This is a genomic window from Antarctobacter sp. (assembly GCF_048262615.1).
GTDB lineage: Bacteria > Pseudomonadota > Alphaproteobacteria > Rhodobacterales > Rhodobacteraceae > Antarctobacter.
In genome coordinates, this window is sequence record NZ_JBLXFB010000045.1 from 1 (window position 1) to 18,192 (window position 18,192).

17 protein-coding genes and 1 pseudogene are annotated in these 18,192 nt (G+C 60.5%); 11 read left to right on the top strand and 7 right to left on the bottom strand.

All coding sequences use genetic code 11. The features are described from left to right. The first annotated feature begins 204 nt into the window (after positions 1–204). Entirely contained in the window at positions 205–1,023 is an 819-nt protein-coding gene (locus tag ACN0S5_RS23130) for an inositol monophosphatase family protein (protein WP_417211576.1), read from the top strand. A gap of 2 nt (positions 1,024–1,025) precedes the next feature. On the opposite strand, the gene ACN0S5_RS23135 is transcribed toward ACN0S5_RS23130, so the two are convergent. Genes ACN0S5_RS23135 through ACN0S5_RS23160 form a run of 6 tightly spaced genes read right to left on the bottom strand, consistent with a single transcriptional unit; the run spans position 1,026 to position 8,125 of the window. After that, positions 1,026–1,592, bottom strand: a complete 567-nt coding sequence (locus ACN0S5_RS23135; protein WP_417211577.1) for a histidine phosphatase family protein — start codon at positions 1,590–1,592, stop codon at positions 1,026–1,028. A gap of 3 nt (positions 1,593–1,595) precedes the next feature. Then, positions 1,596–2,669, bottom strand: coding sequence for an ABC transporter ATP-binding protein (locus tag ACN0S5_RS23140; RefSeq protein ID WP_417211579.1), 1,074 nt, complete (start codon positions 2,667–2,669; stop codon positions 1,596–1,598). Next, on the bottom strand, positions 2,666–4,885 hold the full coding sequence (locus ACN0S5_RS23145; RefSeq protein ID WP_417211580.1) for an ABC transporter permease: 2,220 nt from the start codon (positions 4,883–4,885) through the stop codon (positions 2,666–2,668). Before ACN0S5_RS23145 ends, ACN0S5_RS23140 begins: the two co-directional genes overlap by 4 nt. Before the next feature lie 3 nt (positions 4,886–4,888). Continuing rightward, the gene (locus tag ACN0S5_RS23150; protein WP_417211581.1) at positions 4,889–5,914 is read right to left on the bottom strand and encodes an ABC transporter substrate-binding protein; all 1,026 of its coding nucleotides are present in this window, start codon (positions 5,912–5,914) and stop codon (positions 4,889–4,891) included. A gap of 58 nt (positions 5,915–5,972) precedes the next feature. Continuing rightward, entirely contained in the window at positions 5,973–6,437 is a 465-nt protein-coding gene (locus tag ACN0S5_RS23155) for an NUDIX hydrolase (RefSeq protein WP_417211582.1), read from the bottom strand. Continuing rightward, positions 6,437–8,125: a Na/Pi cotransporter family protein gene (locus ACN0S5_RS23160; protein WP_417211583.1), complete on the bottom strand. Its 1,689-nt coding sequence runs from the start codon at positions 8,123–8,125 to the stop codon at positions 6,437–6,439. The genes ACN0S5_RS23155 and ACN0S5_RS23160 overlap by 1 nt, the downstream gene beginning before the upstream one ends. Positions 8,126–8,243: 118 nt before the next feature. On the opposite strand from ACN0S5_RS23160, the gene ACN0S5_RS23165 reads away from it, so the two are divergent. From ACN0S5_RS23165 to ugpC, 10 genes are all read left to right on the top strand, one after another. Further along, the gene (locus ACN0S5_RS23165) at positions 8,244–9,086 is read left to right on the top strand and encodes a DeoR/GlpR family DNA-binding transcription regulator (RefSeq protein ID WP_417211585.1); all 843 of its coding nucleotides are present in this window, start codon (positions 8,244–8,246) and stop codon (positions 9,084–9,086) included. A 48-nt stretch (positions 9,087–9,134) separates the two neighbouring features. Beyond that, a complete protein-coding gene (gene phnD / locus ACN0S5_RS23170; protein ID WP_417211587.1) occupies positions 9,135–10,109 on the top strand; it encodes a phosphate/phosphite/phosphonate ABC transporter substrate-binding protein in 975 nt (324 codons plus the stop codon). Positions 10,110–10,172: 63 nt separating this feature from the next. Then, positions 10,173–10,967 (top strand): phosphonate ABC transporter ATP-binding protein, encoded by a 795-nt coding sequence (gene phnC / locus ACN0S5_RS23175; protein ID WP_417211588.1) that lies wholly within the window; start codon positions 10,173–10,175, stop codon positions 10,965–10,967. Beyond that, positions 10,964–11,779 (top strand): phosphonate ABC transporter, permease protein PhnE, encoded by an 816-nt coding sequence (gene phnE, locus ACN0S5_RS23180; RefSeq protein WP_417211590.1) that lies wholly within the window; start codon positions 10,964–10,966, stop codon positions 11,777–11,779. Before phnC ends, phnE (ACN0S5_RS23180) begins: the two co-directional genes overlap by 4 nt. Beyond that, positions 11,779–12,594 (top strand): phosphonate ABC transporter, permease protein PhnE, encoded by an 816-nt coding sequence (gene phnE / locus ACN0S5_RS23185; protein ID WP_417211592.1) that lies wholly within the window; start codon positions 11,779–11,781, stop codon positions 12,592–12,594. Before phnE (ACN0S5_RS23180) ends, phnE (ACN0S5_RS23185) begins: the two co-directional genes overlap by 1 nt. After that, positions 12,591–13,496 carry a TIGR01459 family HAD-type hydrolase gene (locus ACN0S5_RS23190; protein ID WP_417211593.1) on the top strand — a complete coding sequence of 302 codons (906 nt, stop codon included), beginning with the start codon at positions 12,591–12,593 and terminating at the stop codon, positions 13,494–13,496. Before phnE (ACN0S5_RS23185) ends, ACN0S5_RS23190 begins: the two co-directional genes overlap by 4 nt. A 99-nt stretch (positions 13,497–13,595) precedes the next feature. After that, positions 13,596–14,906 (top strand): sn-glycerol-3-phosphate ABC transporter substrate-binding protein UgpB, encoded by a 1,311-nt coding sequence (ugpB, locus tag ACN0S5_RS23195; protein ID WP_417211594.1) that lies wholly within the window; start codon positions 13,596–13,598, stop codon positions 14,904–14,906. Positions 14,907–14,951: 45 nt separating this feature from the next. After that, positions 14,952–15,833 (top strand): sn-glycerol-3-phosphate ABC transporter permease UgpA, encoded by an 882-nt coding sequence (gene ugpA / locus ACN0S5_RS23200; protein ID WP_417211595.1) that lies wholly within the window; start codon positions 14,952–14,954, stop codon positions 15,831–15,833. Positions 15,834–15,850: 17 nt separating this feature from the next. Then, positions 15,851–16,687, top strand: a complete 837-nt coding sequence (gene ugpE, locus ACN0S5_RS23205) for a sn-glycerol-3-phosphate ABC transporter permease UgpE (RefSeq protein ID WP_417211598.1) — start codon at positions 15,851–15,853, stop codon at positions 16,685–16,687. Continuing rightward, on the top strand, positions 16,687–17,694 hold the full coding sequence (gene ugpC, locus ACN0S5_RS23210) for a sn-glycerol-3-phosphate ABC transporter ATP-binding protein UgpC (RefSeq protein WP_417211596.1): 1,008 nt from the start codon (positions 16,687–16,689) through the stop codon (positions 17,692–17,694). The genes ugpE and ugpC overlap by 1 nt, the downstream gene beginning before the upstream one ends. A 148-nt stretch (positions 17,695–17,842) precedes the next feature. Here ugpC and ACN0S5_RS23215 read toward each other — a convergent pair. Beyond that, positions 17,843–18,192, bottom strand: a pseudogene (locus tag ACN0S5_RS23215) (carbohydrate ABC transporter substrate-binding protein); the annotation flags it as partial.

Below are 18,192 nucleotides of genomic sequence, written 5' to 3' on the forward strand. Positions count from 1 at the left end.
CCCCCGCCGAAGGCCCGTTTATTACCCAAACGTAAAACCGCCCCCACAAGCCATTGAAGACGCGACGTCACCTTTCCCGCCACGCGTGGACACCCCCCATGCTCCACGCCCCCATCCCACCAGATAACTCCGCCCAATAGCCCGCCGGACCAATCCGCCTTGACAGACCGGAAGCGACCCTGATCTCCTGCCGAGGCGGACGACATGGCCGCACACACCGGCGACAGAGAAGACGTGATGGACCTTTCAAAGAAAAACACAGCGGTCGAGATATGCCGGGACGCGGGCAAAGCGGCGCTCCAATATTTCAAGGACCGCGACAGCCTGATCGTGGACCAAAAAGGCGATCAGGACTGGGTCAGCGAGGCGGACCGCAACGTCGAAATCCTCATCCGGGAGCGTCTTGCCGCCGCCTTCCCCGACGACGGGATCGTCGGCGAAGAGCAGGCCAGAAAGCCCGGCACCAGCGGGTTCGTCTGGGTCATCGACCCCATCGACGGCACGACCAACTTCGTCAATGGCCTCCCCGCATGGACCATCGTTCTGGCCGGTGTGTCCGAGGGGCAAACGAGGGTTGGGGTGATCCATGATCCCATCCACGATGAAACCTTTGTGGCCGTACGCGGCGGCGGCGCGACCCTGAATGGCACCCCTCTGCGGGTGGCCGACGGCGTGCCCCTGTCCAGCGGGACCGTCGCGGTTGGATATTCAAACCGTGTCGCCCCCGGCAACGTGCTGCCCGTTGTGACTGCTCTGGTTACCGAAGGGGCCATGTTCCACCGCAACGCCTCTGGCGCGCTGTCGCTGGCCTATGTCTCTGCCGGGCGGCTGTTGGGGTATCTCGAAGAACACATGAACGCATGGGATTGTCTGGCCGGACAGCTTTTGGTGGCAGAAGCAGGCGGCAGGGTCGAGGCGCAGGACGCGGACGCGATGATCGCGGACGGGGGCCGCGTGGTCGTCGGAACGCCCTTGGTGTTCGACACCCTAAAAGCCATTGCGGATGACGCCTGGCCGGCCTGATCTCAACCGATGGATCGCCAGCCGTGGCGCGGCTTCAAGCTGGGCAGGTCGGAGGTCCAATAGTGCCCCTGCGATGGCTGATCGTAAGCCCGGTCGACAGGCAGATTGCAGAGGCTGCAATAAAGCAGGGTGCCGACCGCGCCATGTGAGACAATGGCCAGATCACCGCCCCGATGCTGAGCGACGATCTTGCGCACAGCGGCTTCGATGCGGATTTGGGCATCGCAGGCGCGTTCCCACCCTTGGTGGCTGTCCTCGGGTGCGGCAAAAAACCTGTCCGCAGCCCGCTCAAACGCCTCCGGTGGGAGAAAGCCCGTGGCGCTTCTGTCGTTCTCGGCCAGACCGCTATCGACAGAGACGGAAAGCTGGTTGGGCTTGGCAAGAAGGGCAGCGGTCTGGCGCGCCTTTGTCTCGTCGCTGGACCAGATGTGCGTTACGCCTGCAAAGGCGGCTTCGGCGGCAAAGGCGCTGGCGCGGCGCGCCCCCGCCGCGCTCAGCGACCATTGGGGTATCGGGCATTCAGGGTCGATGGTGACCTCTGGATGGGTGATAAACAACAGCCGGGACAAGGCTTAGCTTTCCGGCAGCAGCACGGGGCCTTTCCCGGCAAAGGACATGCGCACGTCACGCCCGACAGCCAGCGGCTCATCCACCTCGTCCTGCACGGCAAAGACCTGACCAAAGCCGCCTTCCAAGGTGTACTCCATCCGCACGCCGACATAGGTCGCCTTGGCGACGGTGGCACGAATGCCCTCATCGTCGCCAATCCGCAGCCGTGAGGGCCGGACCGCAAGCGTGGCGGGGCCGACGGATAGCCCGCGCGACGGCAGCACATGGCGATACCCCTCTATTTCGATCGTCGCCATGTCGCCCTCAACAGCAACGATCTGGCAGGTGATCAGGTTCGCCTCTCCGATGAAGTCAGCGACAAAACGGTCTTTCGGGGCTTCGTACAACTCGCGCGGGGTGCCCATCTGGGCGATGGCCGCGTTGCGCATCACGACAATCTGGTCGGAAACCGCCAGCGCCTCTTCCTGATCATGGGTGACATAGACGACGGTCAGCCCATGGTCCTTCTGGATGGCGCGGATGTCTTCGCGCACCTGACGGCGCAACTTGGCATCGAGGTTTGAAAGCGGCTCATCGAACAAGAGCACCTGAGGTTCCAGAACCAGCGCCCGCGCCACGGCAACGCGCTGTTGCTGACCGCCCGAAAGCTCACTGGGGAGACGGTCATCGTACCCCTTGAGCCCCACCAGATCGAGACCATGCAGCGCACGGCTGCGCGCCTCTGCCTTGTCGAACCCGGAAAAGGTCAGCCCGTATTTGACGTTTTCCAGCACGGTCATGTGCGGGAACAGCGCGTAAGACTGAAAGACCATCGACACGTCGCGGTCCGTGGCAGGCAGTTTGGTCACGTCGCGATCCCCGATCAGGATACGGCCCGAGGTGGCCATCTCCAGCCCCGCGATCATCCGCAGGGTCGTGGTCTTGCCGCAGCCCGATGGCCCCAGCAGCGTCACCAGTTGCCCGGCCTCGACATGCAGGTCGATGTTGTCAACAGCGACGACATTCTTGCCGAAGACCTTGGACACACCTTCGAACCGGACCGGCGCGGCTTTGCTGCTGATAATGGCGTCGCTCATGTCGATTTCTCCGATCCGTGTTGGGTGCGCCGCCCGATCTGCACCCGCCCCACCACAACTTGCAGCAGTCCGACGGCGGCCAGCATGACAAAGATCAGCGTGGTGGAATAGGCGATGGCAAGGCCGTAATCGTTGTTTTCAACCCGGCCGATAATATAGCTGGTGGCCATGTCGTATTCCGCCGACACAAGGAAGATCACCGCCGAGATGGCCGTCATCGCCCGCACAAAACTGTAGACCAGCGCGGCAAGGATCGCCGGGCGCAATAGTGGCAGGATCACGCGCCGGAAGGTCTGCCATGAGTTTGCGCCCAGCGTCAGCGAGCTTTCGTCCAGAGACTTGTCCAACTGACTCATCGAGGCGATGCCCGCGCGCACGCCCACCGGCATGTTGCGGAAGATAAAACTGATCACAAGGATGATGCCGGTGCCGGTGATCTCGATCGGCGGCACGTTGAAGGCAAGGATATAGCTGACGCCGATCACCGTCCCCGGAATGGCGAAGGACAGCATTGTGCCGAACTCGAACGCGTTTTTGCCTGCGAACGTCTGGCGTGTCAGCAGATAGGCCGTGATCAGACCCACGGCGGCGGTCAGTGGCGCCGCGATGGCGGCGATCATGATCGTGGTCCAGAAACTGTCCCATGCGGCCCCCGTCCAGCGGATGCCTTCGGCCTCGAACCGGACAGAAAACGCGGTGACATAATGTTTGAACGTCAGCGCGTTGTTGACGCCCCACAGGTCGACCACGCTGCCATAGATGATCATGACATAGACCAGCGCCGTGAACAGCGCCCAACCAAGCGCGACAACCATCACCGGGATAGCAAGGCCGCTTGGCATCAGCGGGTGCACGCCCGCATCGCCTTTGCCTGACACGGTTGTATAGCTCTTTTTGCCCAGCCATGCGCGTTGCGCGTAGAACGCCGACAGCGTGAAGAACAGCAGGACCATGGCCAGAACGGCAGCGCGTCCCTGATCGTATTGCGCACCGACGATGGCAAAGAAGATCTCTGTCGACAGCACGTCAAAGTTGCCGCCAAGCACCAGCGGGTTGCCGAAATCGGCCATGCTTTCGATGAAGCCAAGAAGGAAGGCGTTGGCAAGACCCGGACGCATCAGCGGCAGGGAAACCGTGCGGAAGACCTGCCACTTGTTGGCGCGCAGCGTCTGCGCGGCTTCTTCCATCGAGGGGCTGACGCCTTCAACGACGCCAATCAGCACGAGGAAAGCAATGGGCGTGAACGCCAGCGTTTGCGCGATCAGCACGCCGGGCAAACCATACAGCCAACGGGTCGGTTGCATCCCGAAAAGGTCGGCGAAGTAGACCGTCACGGTGCCGGACAGACCGAACAGCAGGATCAGCGCCAATCCGATCACAAAAGGCGGCGTGATGATCGGCAGAACCGTCAAGGCACGCAGCGCGCGTTTGTAGCGAAACCCCGACCGGGTCACGACAAGGGCAAAGGCAAGGCCCAGAACGGTGGTGAGCAGACCCACCGCAATGGCCAGAAACAGCGAGTTCCACGCAACGCCGCAGCGCGCGCCCCAGAGGCAGCCAAGCCCCCAGAGCCGGTTGTCCATAAACTTGGCAAAAAACACGGTGACGGAATAGCTGCCGTCTTCGGTGACAAAGGCGGCGAACAGCATCTTGGCGATGGGAAAGAACACAAATGCGGTGACAATCACGATGACACCGCCAATGGCGCTGACAACAAAGACGTCGCCATTGATCGCGCCCCGCGCCGCGATGCCCTGAGTGAACAGAAACAGAAAGGCCGTCGCGCAGATCATCGCGCCGTAGCCCATGCCGAACTGGCGGTCGCCAAGCTCTCCGAAGAGGGCCTTCAGCCAATCGAAATTGAAGCCGCGAATGCCGATGCCAAAGCCCTGCGCGATCAGCCAGCCAAAGCCCAGCGCCCCGGCAAGGATCAGGATGCGCGCGAACAGCGGATCGGATTTCAACCGGCCAAGCACCAGCAAAGGCATTGCCAAGGGGATCACCAAAGGCGCCAGCCACAGCTTTTCGCCCTGCGCGATCAGAAAGGCGGCAGGGGCAAAATCCTCGTCGAATGGATAGCCGTTCATCAGCCACGCAAACGACCAGAAACCGTCCTCGACCCCATACCAGGGCAGGATGCAGAACCCGACCCACCCGGCGATGATCCAGAAGATCAATACCGGGTGGGTGGCCCGTTCACTTGCAGGAGTGCGCATTCGTTACTGCGGCAGGACCGAGACTTCTTCGTCCCACTTTTGCAGCAGGCGCTTGCGCTCATCGGACGACCCGTATTTCACAAAGTCATAGTCGATCAGCTTGATGCTTGCCATGTCCGGTGCCTTGTCCGAGGTTTTGGCCCCCTTGTTCGACGGCACCTGAAAGGCGTTGACTTGCAGCGCAAGGTTCTGCGCGTCGACGGACAAGGCCCAGTCGTAGAACTTTTTGGCCTCATCCATGTTGCGCGCGCCTTTGACGATCGACATCGAGCCGATCTCATAGCCGGTGCCCTCACACGGGGCGACAACCTTTATCGGGAAGCCGGCAACCGCCTGCGCCACCGCATCGTGCATAAAGACGATGCCGATGGTGTTCTCACCGCGTCCCGCCGCCTTGATCGGGGCAGAGCCGGATTTGGTGTACTGGTTGATATTGGCATGCAGGCCCTTCATGAACTCAAAGCCCTCATCCTCACCGAAGATCTGGATGATCGAGGCCAGCGTGGTGTAGGCCGTACCGGACGAATTGGGGTTCGCCATCTGGACGTGCTGCTTGTACTCGGGCTTGAGCAGATCCTTCCAGCAGGCCGGTTCCGGCAGGTTGTTCGCGGCCAGCAGGTCGGTGTTGTAGCCATAGCCAAGCGCGCCGGAATAGATGCCGATGGTTCTGTTTCCCGCGCTTTCCGCCTGACGGATGGCCCAGTCATGCAACTGGTCGCGCATGGGCGACATGTATTCCTCGGTCAGGCCCTCTTCGGCAGCCTGCAAGTGCGGATCGCCGGTGCCCCCCCACCAGACATCGCCCTTCGGGTTCACCGCCTCGGCGCGGATCTGGGCAAAGGTCTCACCCGAGGATTTGCGCGTCATGTTGACGTCGATGCCGGTCGCGTCCTCAAAGCTGCGGGCCATCAGTTGGCACCAGTCCTCTTGCGCGCTGCAATAGAACGTCAGCTTGTCCGCATAGGACGCCGTGACCGACGCCGAGAGCGCAATCAGCGATCCGGCCAGTGTAAGCGTAATTTTCTTCATGTCTTTCCTCCCAGAAATGAATGTTGGCCGGTTTTCCCGGCTTATTGTCTGCGCTTCCTCACGATGCTTTCAGCAACGCCTTCATGCCCGGCTGCCCGGTGGGCTGTTTCGCCAACTCGGTCAGCAAGGCGGTCAGTTCAGTCTCATCGACCAGTTTCGCGGCCTTCTTGGGTGAAAACCAATGGCGCGTTCGCTCTTTGCGTTCCTTCCAGCGCCGCTTCAGCCGTTCGACCATCATCGGATAGACCGTTACACAACAGCGGATATTGCTGCCGTCATCCATTTGCTTTGTATAGTGATAGGTGCCGATTGCGGTGTTGGAAATGTAGCCAACCGCTCCCGCCTCTTCCATGGCTTCGATCTCGGCGGCGCGCCATGGCTTCTTTCCGTCCATCAGCCAGCCTTTTGGCATCACCCAGCGCCCGGTATCGCGCGAGGTGACCATCAGAACACGCAACTTGCCTTTCTTGTCGCGACGGACAGGAAGGGCGGCAATCTGCTGCGCCGGATCGTCCGCGCGCATCATGTTGAACCCGCCGCATATCTTGGCTGCGCAAGGCGGCTGCCAAGGAGGTCGCCGGTCTTTTCGGCAATCGGATAGGCGACATAGCAAAGCGCGGCATTGATCTGCTTGAATAGCCGCAGAGTTTCCTGATGGATGTTTGTGGTCTCGACGCTTGCGGCGGGCTGCTTTCTGAGACGGTTCAGGTGCCGGGCTTGCAACCGCTGCTCTTCTATCCGGACACGATCCTTTTCCGCGACCAACTGGCGCGCGGCCTCGGCGTCGCCCGTCGTGAGGACATTCAGCGCCAATTGCGTGTTGGTGACAACCTGATCGTGGAACTGTTCGATATCCGCCAACCCCTGTTCAGAAAATGAAACCGCCTCGTCATTCATTTTCTTTGCCAGCGCCAGAAGGTTGACCGCGATTTTGTCGGCGGCTTCTTCCAGATGGTTTGCCAAGGCGACCAGCTCGACCGAGCTTTGCGGCTGCGCCCCGGAACCGCTCTTGTCGCGTAGTTTTGAGAGATAGATCTTGGTTTCGAAATGCATCCGGTCAACCGCGTCTTCGCGCTTTTCGATCAGTTGCGCGACCTGCGGATTCCACTCCCGAAACAGCCCCATGACGGGGATCAGCATGGCCTGAACGGTTTCGGCCATGCGCAGCAGTTCGCGTTGGCCGCATGCCAGCGCGTAATCGGTATTTTCCAGGGCCTTCGGATCAAGCGCGCTGACGGTGGGATCGGCATCGACTTTGGCGACCGGGACAAGCGCGCCGGAAAACCGGATGAGCAGCCGCAGACCCGACAGACCGATGACCACCAGCGCCGCGTTCAACAGGATGTGCAGCATCACAACCTGTTGCCCGGCATCCGGCCCAAGGCGCGACAGGTCGAGCACGTCAAAGACAACCAGACACAGCGCGGCAAGGGTCATGCCCCCGCGGGCCAGCAGGTTTCCGACAACAACCTGACGCACGGGTCTTGGGGCCGCCGACAGCAGCACCAAGGGCACAACCGCACCGCCAAGGTTCGCGCCGATGACCAGCGCAGCGGCAACCGGGACGGCGATCAGGCCCGACGCGGCAAAGGTGGCAAACGTCAGGATCGCGGCAAGGCTGGAATGCATGATCCACGCAAGGACCGCGCCGATCAGGAACGCGCTGAGCAGATCGTTGGCAAAATAGGCGGCAGTGGCCTGAACGATTTCGTTTTCGCCGATCGGGGTGGTGGCGGTCCGGATCATTTGCAGCGAGACCAGAACAAGCGCAAAGCCGATCACGATCCGACCGACCTGCTTGGCCTTGCGGGACCGTGCATTGAAAAATGTCAAAATGCCGATCAGCAGCAGGAAAGGAATGACCACCTCGACCGGGGACATGAGCACTCGGGCCATCGCGGCCGAGCCCAGATCCGCCCCCAGAAGCAGCGCCAGCGCCGAGGGCGGGGCCAACATCCCGGAGGCGACAAAGCCACCGCCGATCAGCGCGACGGCCGTCGAACTTTGCAGCAACATGGCCGCAACGCTGCCCCCAGCGGCGGCAGAAACCGGCCGGTGGGACAGGCTTTTCAGGTGACGCCGCAACTCTGGCATAAACGCGCGTTCCACCCCGGTCCGGATCAAGCGGACCGACCACAGCAACAGGGCCACGGCAGCAGCCAGATTTACCGACAAAAGGATCAAGGGGTTAGCACCAAGGTCAGTTTTCATTCCTTTCCACCACGGGCACGACCCTGTGTCCGATGGCATGTATTCAAAAACATCAGCACCAGAATGCAGCTTATGCAACAAAAATTATTGCAAAAACGCCCGAAACACCACAATCCTGATGGCAGATCACGAGTCGGTGGGGCACATGGTGGAAACCTCGACATCAGAGGGAACAAGGAAAGTGGCTTCGGACCGGATCAAGAAATCCGAACGTCGGCGTCAAATTCTGCTGGAACTCAAGCTGCGCCCGCATGTTCGGATCAGCGAGTTGGCGGACCGCTTTCAGGTGTCGACCGAAACGGTCCGCCGGGACTTTGACGCGCTGGCCGATGACGGGCTGATCAGCCGGGCGCACGGCGGCGCGTCAGCTCCGTCGCAAGGGCACTATCCGGGTCTGGATGAACGCACCAATGCCTTGATCGAAGAGCGCGCACGCATCGGAATGAAGGCCGCCGGACTGGTGCAGAGCGGACAAACCGTCATGATCGATTCCGGGTCCACCACGATCCAGATGGCGCGGTCTCTGGCCTATCTGGGCACGCCCTGCACGGTCATCACCAATTCGATCCCGGTTGCCATGACGCTGGGACATGGTGCGCCCGAAGTCCTGTTGTGTCCCGGCGAATACCTGCCTGCCGAATCCGCACTGGTCGGAACCGAGACTTTGGAGTTCCTGAGGAGATTCCATGTTGATCATTGCATGATCGGCGCATCAGGATTGTCCGAGGAGGGGCCGTCCGAAACCGTCAGGGGATTCGCGTCGGTCAAACGCATGATGCTGCGCCAAGGGGCACGGCGGCACTTGCTGATTGACGGCCAGAAATTCGGTCGAAAGGGGTTGGCGCTGGTTGGATCGCTTGACGAGTTGGATACGGTTGTCACCGACAGCAAACCAAAAGGGGACTTGCTGACCGCCCTCGTTGGGGCCGATGTTACCATTCTGGTCGCTGATCAGGAGTGAAAAGAAAAAAAATGGCGGCCCCAACGGTCGCAAATCTGGGAGGAAGACATGACATTCAATTTCAAACTTCTGCTGGGCGCGTCTGCACTTGCGCTCCTTTCGATGGGCACGACCGCGTCGGCTCAGGATTGTCCGCGCGGCGATCTGGACGCACGCTTTTGCGATGTGGACGGCGATCTGATTGCCGATATTCCGACCGATCCCGCGGATCAGATCGACCCCGACACGCTGATCTTTGCCTATACGCCGGTCGAAGACCCCGCCGTTTACAAAACCGCGTGGTCGGATTTCCTTGACCACCTTGAGGCCGAAACCGGCAAAAAGGTCATGTTCTTCCCGGTTCAGAACAACGCCGCTCAGATCGAGGCCATGCGCTCGGGCCGGTTGCATATCGCGGGTTTCAACACCGGCTCCAACCCTTTGGCTGTCAACTGCGCGGGTTTCCGGCCGTTCACCATCATGGCGTCGAAAGACGGCAACTTTGGCTATGAGATGGAGATCATCACATACCCCGGTTCTGGCATCGAAAAGGTCGAGGACCTTAAAGGCAAGCAACTGGCCTTTACCTCACCCACGTCCAACTCTGGCTTCAAGGCACCGTCGGCCATCCTCAAAGGTGACTTCGATCTGCTGCCCGACCGCGACTTTGAGCCGGTCTTTTCGGGCAAGCACGACAACTCGATCCTGGGTGTCGCCAACAAGGATTACATGGCCGCGTCGATTGCCAACTCAGTCAAGTCACGGATGATCCTGCGCGACGTCATCAAGGAAGACGACGTTGTGACGATCTACAAGTCGCAGACGTTCCCGACGACCGGGTTTGGCACTGTCTATAATCTGAAGCCTGAATTGCAGGACAAGATCCGCAATGCCTTTTTCAACTTCGAATGGGACGGCACCTCGCTTCAGGCCGAATTCGAAAAGTCGAACGAAGGCCAGTTCCTTGAGATGACCTACAAGGAATTCTGGGAGGTCATCCGCAAGATCGACGCGGCAAACGGCGTTTCCTACGCCTGCGAGTAAGCCACACCTCAATTTGGCGGGCCCCCAAGGGGCCTGCCATGCACCCCGGCAAAGGGTCGATGAATGCTGCGCCTTCAAAAGCTTACAAAAACATACAAAACGGGTGATCAGGCGCTGAAGGCGATTGATCTGAAAGTCCCCGCCGGTCAGGTTCTGGCGCTGATCGGGCCGTCTGGCGCGGGGAAATCAACCATGATCCGCTGCATCAACCGGCTGGTGGAACCCACCAGCGGCGAGGTGATGCTGGAAGACACCGATCTTGCCAAACTGGGCACCTCGGCGCTGCGCAAGGCGCGCCGGTCCATGGGCATGATCTTTCAGGAATACGCTCTGGTCGAACGGCTGACGGTGATGGAAAACGTTCTGTCGGGCCGACTTGGCTACGTCGGCTTTTGGCGCAGTTTCCTGCGCCGCTTTCCGCAGTCGGATGTGGATGAGGCCTTTCGCCTGCTTGACCGGGTGGGGCTGTTGCACATGGCCGACAAACGCGCGGACGAATTGTCGGGCGGGCAGCGCCAGCGTGTCGGCATCTGCCGCGCCTTGATCCAGAACCCCAAGCTGCTGCTGGTGGACGAACCCACCGCCTCTCTGGACCCGAAGACAAGCCGCCAGATCATGCGGCTGATCACCGAGCTTTGTCTGGAACGGGGGTTGGCCGCGATCATCAACATCCATGACGTGGCGCTGGCGCAAATGTTCGTGCCGCGCATCGTGGGGCTGCGGTTTGGCGAAATCGTCTTTGACGGCCCGCCCACCGGGCTGACCAGTGACAAGCTGACCGAAATCTACGGCGAGGAAGACTGGGAAGCGACCATCGAAAAAGTCGAGGACGACGAAGATATCGAGGCCGCGGAATGAGCCATCGAGAGCTTGACGATGTTCTGGGCAAAGGCTGGCGCAAGCCGCCCTTTGTCGCCAACCCAAAATTGCGGTGGGCTCTTGTGGTGGGCTTTGTCGCGTATCTGATCGCGGCTTTCCTGACCATCGAGGTGGATTGGGGGCGCGTTTATGCTGGCCTCGACCGTGGGTGGCAGTTCGTTTTGTCCTTTACCCGGCCGGACTTTGTCTCGCGCTCCAGCGATATCTGGGAAGGGCTGCTTGAAAGCATCGTGATGACAGTCGCGGCCTCTGTTGTCGGAATCGCGATTTCCATTCCCATCGGCCTTGGCGCGGCCCGGAACATCGCGCCGATGCCGGTCTATCTGGTGTGCCGTGGCATTGTTGCAGTTAGCCGGGCCTTGCAGGAAATCATCGTTGCGATCCTGCTTGTGGCCATCTTTGGCTTTGGCCCGCTGGCGGGTTTCCTGACGCTGTCGTTTGCGACCATCGGGTTCTTGTCAAAGCTGCTGGCCGAAGACATCGAGTCGATGGACCGCGTGCAGGCCGAAGCCGTCAAAGCCAGTGGCGCGCGCTGGATGCAGTATATCAACTACGGCGTTCAACCGCAGGTCATGCCCCGTCTGGTCGGCCTGTCGATGTACCGGATCGACATCAATTTCCGCGAAAGCGCGATCCTCGGCCTTGTCGGCGCGGGCGGGATCGGCGCAACGCTGAACACCGCCTTCGACCGCTATGAATACGACACGGCGGCGGCGATCCTGATCCTGATCATCGTGATCGTCATGGCGCTGGAATACCTATCGGGCATCATCCGGGCGAGGGTTCAGTAATGCCGGTATTCGAACGGGACGGCGCACAGATCTGGAAACGCCGCAGCAGACGCGAAAGCCTGCTGCGCTGGTTTGGCTGGCTGATTGGCGTCGCAGTTTTCATGGTCTGCTGGCAACGGATTTCCGAAGCCACCACATGGTTCTTCGTGTGGGATGCGCCCCGCATCGCCAACGACATCTGGACCCGCGCAACGCCGCCCCGGTGGGAGTACATTACCCAACTGGGCCGCCCGATCTGGGACACGCTGAATATCGCAACGCTGGGCACGATCATCGCGCTGATCCTGTCGGTGCCGGTGGCCTTTCTGGCCGCGCGCAACACGACGCCCTCAAAGCTGTTCATCCGGCCCATTGCTCTGCTGATCATCGTCTCGACACGCTCCATCAATTCGCTGATCTGGGCGCTGTTGCTGATCGCCATCATCGGCCCCGGCGTGTTTGCAGGCGTTGTCGCCATCGCGATCCGCTCGATCGGGTTCTGCGCCAAGCTGCTGTATGAAGCGATTGAAGAGATCGACCATGCGCAGGTCGAGGCAATCACCGCCACGGGCGCGTCGCGCTGGCAGGTCATGGCCTACGGGATCGTCCCCCAGATCATGCCCGCCTTTGCCGGCGTGGCGGTCTTTCGGTGGGACATCAACATCCGGGAATCAACCGTTCTGGGACTGGTCGGCGCGGGCGGCATCGGCCTGCAACTGTCATCCTCGCTGAACGTACTGGCATGGCCGCAGGTCAGCCTGATCCTGCTTGTGATCCTTGCCGCCGTGGTTATCAGCGAATGGGTGTCGGCCAAGGTTCGGGGCGCAATCATATGATGAGCTTGACCGCAGAAGAGGCCTTTGCAGCCTATGAAGCGGTCAGGCACCGTCTGCCAAGCCCTGTTCCGCCGGCCCCGCCCACCCGGCATGTCGCAACGCTTGCCGAGATCGCCGATGAATTCGACGTCTTTCTTCTGGACGCCTTTGGGGTTCTGAACATCGGAGAAACCGCCATTCCCGGCACCGCTGAGCGTATCGGCGACCTGAAAGCTGCGGGCAAATCCGTATCCGTGGTCTCAAACGCCGCCAGCCTGCCTGCCCGCGACCTGCTGCAAAAGTATCGCCGGCTGGGCTACCAGTTCGACCTGTCGGATATCGTGACCAGCCGCACCGCATTGGCGGCGGCGATGAACGGACACAACAACATGCGGTGGGGCGTCATGGCGCCCGCGCATTCGGTGTTCGACGACCTCGGGACGCTCGACATGGCTGTTCTGGGGGATGAAGCCTGCGTGTTCGACGAGGTCGATGGTTTTTTGCTGATGGGCAGCGCACTGTGGACCTCTGAACGTCAGACCCTGCTGGAAAATGCGCTGAAGACACAGCCAAGGCCGGTACTTGTCGCCAACCCCGATATCGTCGCCCCGCGCGAAAGCGGCTTTTCGCAAGAGCCGGGCTTTTTCGCTCACCAACTGGCGGACCGCGTCGGCGTCAAGCCCACGTTTTACGGCAAGCCGTTTCCGGATGTTTTCGAACAGGCCCTGTCCCGGCTGGGCCCCGTCGACAAATCGCGTGTCGTCATGATCGGCGACAGTCTGCACACCGATATACTGGGCGCGCAGACCAGTGGCATAAAATCCGCCTTGATCGCCAACTACGGGTTCTTTGCCGGTATGGATGTGGAAGATGCCATCCAACGGGCTGGAATCATTCCCGATTTCGTAGTGGACCGGCCATGACGAAAATGCTGATCCTGACGTAAGAACGTTACAAAAAACCGCGAAGAACAGCGGGACCGAAAATCCATCGACGACTTGTCAAATTTAGGGAGAAGACTGATGAGACATACAACATCCGCGATCGCGACCGCTGCGGTTCTCTGCTCGGCGCAGGCTGCATTCGCTCAGACCGAAATCGAGTTCTGGCACGCCTTCACCGGTCGTCTGGGCGATCTGGTGGCCGAACAGGTCGAAACCTTCAACGCCAGCCAAGGCGACTACACGGTCGTCGCCAGCCACAAGGGCAACTATTCGGAAACCCTGAACGCAGGCATCGCCGCGTTTCGCGCGGGCGAGCAACCCGATATCCTGATGGTGTTCGAGGTCGGCACCGCCACGATGATGGGGGCCAAAGGCGCGGTAAAGCCGGTTTATGAGGTGATGGCCGACGCCGGTGCCGAGTTCGATCAGTCGAAATACATCGGCTCTGTCAAAGGGTACTACACCTCGCCCGATGGCAACATGCTGTCGCTGCCGTTCAACTCGTCCACCCCGGTCTTGTGGGTGAACCGCGACAAGCTGGAAGAAGCCGGGATTGACCCCGACACCGACCTGTCCACTTGGGAAAATGTCGGCACGACACTGGACCAACTGAAGGCGGCAGGCGTCGATTGCCCGATGACCACCGCATGGCAAAGCTGGATTCACCTCGAAAACCTGTCGGCCTACCATGACACGCCGTTCGCCACCAAGGACAACGGCTTTGGCGGAACCGACACCGAACTGGCGTTCAACGGTCCGATCCAGGTTGCGCATATCTCGGCCATGGGGGACTGGGCGAAAGACGGCAAGTTCATCTACGCCGGTCGCCGCAACGAAGGTGGCGCAAACTTCCGCGCCGGTGAATGTGCGCTCTTTACCGAAAGCTCGGCAGGCTATGCCGGGATCAAGGCCGAGGCGGAATTTGACTTTGACGTGCGCCCCCTGCCCTATTGGTCGGCGCTGGTGGATGAGCCTCAGAACACCATCATCGGCGGTGCCTCTCTCTGGGTGATGGAAGGTCAGAGCGACGAGGATTACAAGGCTGTCGCGGCGTTCCTGAACTTCCTGTCATCGCCGGAAATTCAGGCCAAATGGCATCAGGACACCGGCTATCTGCCGATCACCACGGAAGCGGGTGAAAAGACCCGGATGGACGGGTTCTACGATGCAAACCCCGGCACCGACATCGCCGTGATCCAGATGACCGCGAAAGAGCCGACCGCCAATTCCAAAGGTCTGCGTCTTGGGTCGTTCGATCAGATCCGTGGCATCATCGACGAAGAGCTGGAGGCCGTCTGGGCCGGTGACAAAGACGCGCAAACCGCGCTCGACAGTGCCGTAACACGCGGCAACGCGCTGCTGCGCCGGTTCGAGCAAGCCTCGCGTTAATCGGAAAGCGGCTGCCCCGGTCCGCCGGGGCAGCCCCATCAAACCATGGAAAAGCGCGTCACTTTCAAAGGCATCTGGTTGCCGATCCTGCTGGTTCTGCCGCAGATCGTCATCACGGCTGTCTTTTTCTTCTACCCCGCAGGGCAAGCGATCTGGCAGTCGCTCTTTATTCCCGACCCGTTCGGCCTGTCGATGCAATGGGTGGGTTTGGGGAATTTCGAGTACCTGTTTGGCGATCCGTATTACCGCGCGTCCTTTGTGACGACGGCGGTCTTTTCGATCCTCGTCACGCTGGTTTCCATGGGAGTCGCGCTGTACCTCGCGCTTTTGGCGGATCGGCTGATCAAAGGGTCGGGCACCTATCGGACCCTGCTCATCTGGCCCTACGCGGTCGCCCCTGCGGTGGCCGGTGTGCTGTGGCTGTTCATGTTCAACACCCGCGTCGGGGTCGTGTCGTGGTATCTTGGCACTTTGGGATATGACTGGAACCATGTCCTGAACGAGGGCGAGGCGATGGGCCTTGTTGTCGTGGCCTCTGCATGGGGCCGGATCAGTTATAACTTCCTGTTCTTCCTTGCGGGCCTTCAGGCCATTCCCAAATCGGTCATAGAGGCCGCCGCCATTGATGGCGCGCATTTCTGGACGCGGTTCCGCACCATCGTCTTCCCGCTCTTGTCGCCCACCACGTTTTTCCTGTTGGTGGTGAACATCATCTACGCCTTTTTCGAAACCTTCGGCGTCATCCACACGATCACCAGCGGCGGGCCGCAACAGGCGACAACCATCCTTGTCTACAAGGTCTTTTCGGACGGGTTTGTCGGGCAGGATCTGGGCTCATCCGCGGCGCAATCGGTTGTGCTGCTGGTGCTGGTGTCGATCCTGACCGTTGTGCAGTTCAAATTCATCGAACGCAGGGTGCATTACTGATGGCCCAGACAAGTGGCATGGTGGAAAAGCGCGGCGTCGGTCTTTGGCTGACCCATCTGGGGCTGATCATCGGCGTCCTGTTCATCTTCTTCCCGATCTGGCTGGCGTTTGTCGCCTCGACCGTCTCTCAGCCAGAGATCGTGCGCCCGCCGATGCCGCTCTGGCCCGGCGACCAATTCTTTGAGAACTACGCGCGCGCCCTCAAATCCGGGGTGAACGCCCCTGTTGCAGCAATGCTGTTGAATTCGCTGATCATGGCAATGGGCATTGCGCTGGGAAAAATCGCGATCTCGCTCCTGTCGGCGTTTGCCATCGTTTACTTCCGCTTTCCGCTGCGAAAGCTGTTCTTTTGGCTGATCTTCCTGACCTTGATGCTGCCAATCGAGGTGCGAATTGTGCCCACCTATGAGGTGATCGCCAACTTCAAGATGCTCAACAGCTATCAGGGGCTGATCCTGCCATTGATAGCCTCGGCCACCGCGACCTTCCTCTTCCGTCAGTTCTTTATGACGGTTCCGGATGAACTGGCCGAGGCCGCAAGGGTCGACGGGGCCAAGCCGATGCGGTTCTTCTTTGACATCCTGCTGCCGATGAGCCGGACAAACATCGCGGCCTTGTTCGTGATCCTGTTCATCTATGGCTGGAACCAATACCTTTGGCCGCTGCTGATCACGACGGACCCGGAGATGAACACAATTGTCATGGGCATCAAACAGATGTTCCCCAGCGGGGACGACATTGCCGACTGGCCGGTGATCATGGCGACCTCGATTCTGGCGATGGTCCCGCCGGTGCTGGTGGTTGTCGGCATGCAGCGGCTGTTCGTGCGCGGACTGGTGGAGAGCGAGAAATAATGGCGACTGTCACGCTTCAAAACGTCAGGAAATCCTTCGGCAAAACCGAGGTCATCCACGGCGTCGACCTCGACATTGCAGATGGCGAATTCATCGTGATTGTCGGCCCATCCGGCTGTGGCAAGTCCACCTTACTGCGGATGGTTGCGGGCCTTGAGACCATCACATCCGGCGAGGTGCGCATAAACGGCAATGTGGTCAATGACCAAGAGCCGATGGAACGCGATATCGCGATGGTTTTTCAGAACTACGCACTTTACCCGCATATGTCGGTTTTCGACAACATGGCTTATGGGCTCAAGATCGCCAAGGTTGCCCGGTCAGAGATCGAGCACCGTGTTGCCGCCGCCGCCAAACTCTTGCAGTTGGAGCCGTATCTGAGGCGCAAGCCGCGCGAACTGTCCGGGGGACAGCGTCAGCGCGTGGCCATGGGCCGTGCCATCGTGCGCAAACCCGCCGTGTTCCTGTTCGACGAACCGCTGAGCAACCTCGACGCCAAATTGCGGGTTCAGATGCGGCTGGAAATCAAGGCGTTGCAGCGTGAGTTGGGCGTAACCGCGCTATACGTCACCCATGATCAGGTCGAGGCGATGACGCTGGCCGATCGCATGGTGGTGATGAACGGTGGCGTCGCCGACCAGATCGGCAAACCGCTTGACGTCTACGCCAATCCACAGACCGCCTTTGTTGCCGGGTTCATCGGCTCTCCGCCGACGAACTTTCTTGATGGGGGACTGGTGCCCGGTCTTTCCGCAGGCACCCGCCTTGGCATCCGGCCAGAGCACCTGTCGCTGGGCAAAGAAGGCCGTCTACAGGCGACGGTCGCCTATACAGAGGCGTTGGGGGCCGAGACCCTGATCCATTGCCGTCTGTCCGATGGCAGCCAGATCACCGCGCGCCAGGACGCCGCGCACCCGATCCCGGCAGAGGGGGACGGTATTGCTGTCGATTGGACGGATGGCGATGCGATGCTGTTCGATGCCAAAGGACGCCGCATCAAAAAGTAGCCAACTGCTTGCAAAACCTGCGGCACCGGGCAGAGGCGGGTGCGGCGAAAGACCTGTCAAAACCGAAAGGAAAGTGCTGGTTAGGGCTTTGCCCTGGACTTGGCAAAGGTGGCCGAGGCCCCGAAGGGCCCCGACCGGGGAGGAACGTTTATTGCCAGGACTTGATCAGCTCATCGTAGCTGACGGTCTTGGGCTCTTCGTCTTCGTCGGCCAGCTTGGCGTAGGGCGCACCGGGCTGGGCGAACCAGTATTCGGCGTCACGCTCTTCGTTCAGCTTGGGGCCGATGTCGCCCTGGATACCCGCACGCTCCAGACGCTCCAGCACCTTTTCCTGATCGGCGCAGAGTGCGTCGAGGGCCTGCTGAGGTGTCTTGGCGCCGGACATGGCGTCACCGATGTTCTGCCACCACAGCTGTGCCAGCTTGGGGTAGTCAGGCACGTTGGTGCCGGTCGGCGACCATGCCACGCGGGCCGGCGAGCGGTAGAACTCGACCAGAC

What these genes read in the sequence shown, in the direction of transcription:
- ACN0S5_RS23130 (WP_417211576.1), top strand. Translation starts at nt 205, where the DNA reads ATGGCCGCACACACCGGCGACAGAGAAGACGTGATGGACCTTTCAAAG.
- ACN0S5_RS23140 (WP_417211579.1), bottom strand. Translation starts at nt 2,669, where the DNA reads ATGAGCGACGCCATTATCAGCAGCAAAGCCGCGCCGGTCCGGTTCGAA.
- ACN0S5_RS23145 (WP_417211580.1), bottom strand. Translation starts at nt 4,885, where the DNA reads ATGCGCACTCCTGCAAGTGAACGGGCCACCCACCCGGTATTGATCTTC.
- ACN0S5_RS23150 (WP_417211581.1), bottom strand. Translation starts at nt 5,914, where the DNA reads ATGAAGAAAATTACGCTTACACTGGCCGGATCGCTGATTGCGCTCTCG.
- ACN0S5_RS23155 (WP_417211582.1), bottom strand. Translation starts at nt 6,437, where the DNA reads ATGCGCGCGGACGATCCGGCGCAGCAGATTGCCGCCCTTCCTGTCCGT.
- ACN0S5_RS23160 (WP_417211583.1), bottom strand. Translation starts at nt 8,125, where the DNA reads ATGAAAACTGACCTTGGTGCTAACCCCTTGATCCTTTTGTCGGTAAAT.
- ACN0S5_RS23165 (WP_417211585.1), top strand. Translation starts at nt 8,244, where the DNA reads ATGGCAGATCACGAGTCGGTGGGGCACATGGTGGAAACCTCGACATCA.
- phnD (WP_417211587.1), top strand. Translation starts at nt 9,135, where the DNA reads ATGACATTCAATTTCAAACTTCTGCTGGGCGCGTCTGCACTTGCGCTC.
- phnC (WP_417211588.1), top strand. Translation starts at nt 10,173, where the DNA reads ATGCTGCGCCTTCAAAAGCTTACAAAAACATACAAAACGGGTGATCAG.
- phnE (WP_417211590.1), top strand. Translation starts at nt 10,964, where the DNA reads ATGAGCCATCGAGAGCTTGACGATGTTCTGGGCAAAGGCTGGCGCAAG.
- phnE (WP_417211592.1), top strand. Translation starts at nt 11,779, where the DNA reads ATGCCGGTATTCGAACGGGACGGCGCACAGATCTGGAAACGCCGCAGC.
- ACN0S5_RS23190 (WP_417211593.1), top strand. Translation starts at nt 12,591, where the DNA reads ATGATGAGCTTGACCGCAGAAGAGGCCTTTGCAGCCTATGAAGCGGTC.
- ugpB (WP_417211594.1), top strand. Translation starts at nt 13,596, where the DNA reads ATGAGACATACAACATCCGCGATCGCGACCGCTGCGGTTCTCTGCTCG.
- ugpA (WP_417211595.1), top strand. Translation starts at nt 14,952, where the DNA reads ATGGAAAAGCGCGTCACTTTCAAAGGCATCTGGTTGCCGATCCTGCTG.
- ugpE (WP_417211598.1), top strand. Translation starts at nt 15,851, where the DNA reads ATGGTGGAAAAGCGCGGCGTCGGTCTTTGGCTGACCCATCTGGGGCTG.
- ugpC (WP_417211596.1), top strand. Translation starts at nt 16,687, where the DNA reads ATGGCGACTGTCACGCTTCAAAACGTCAGGAAATCCTTCGGCAAAACC.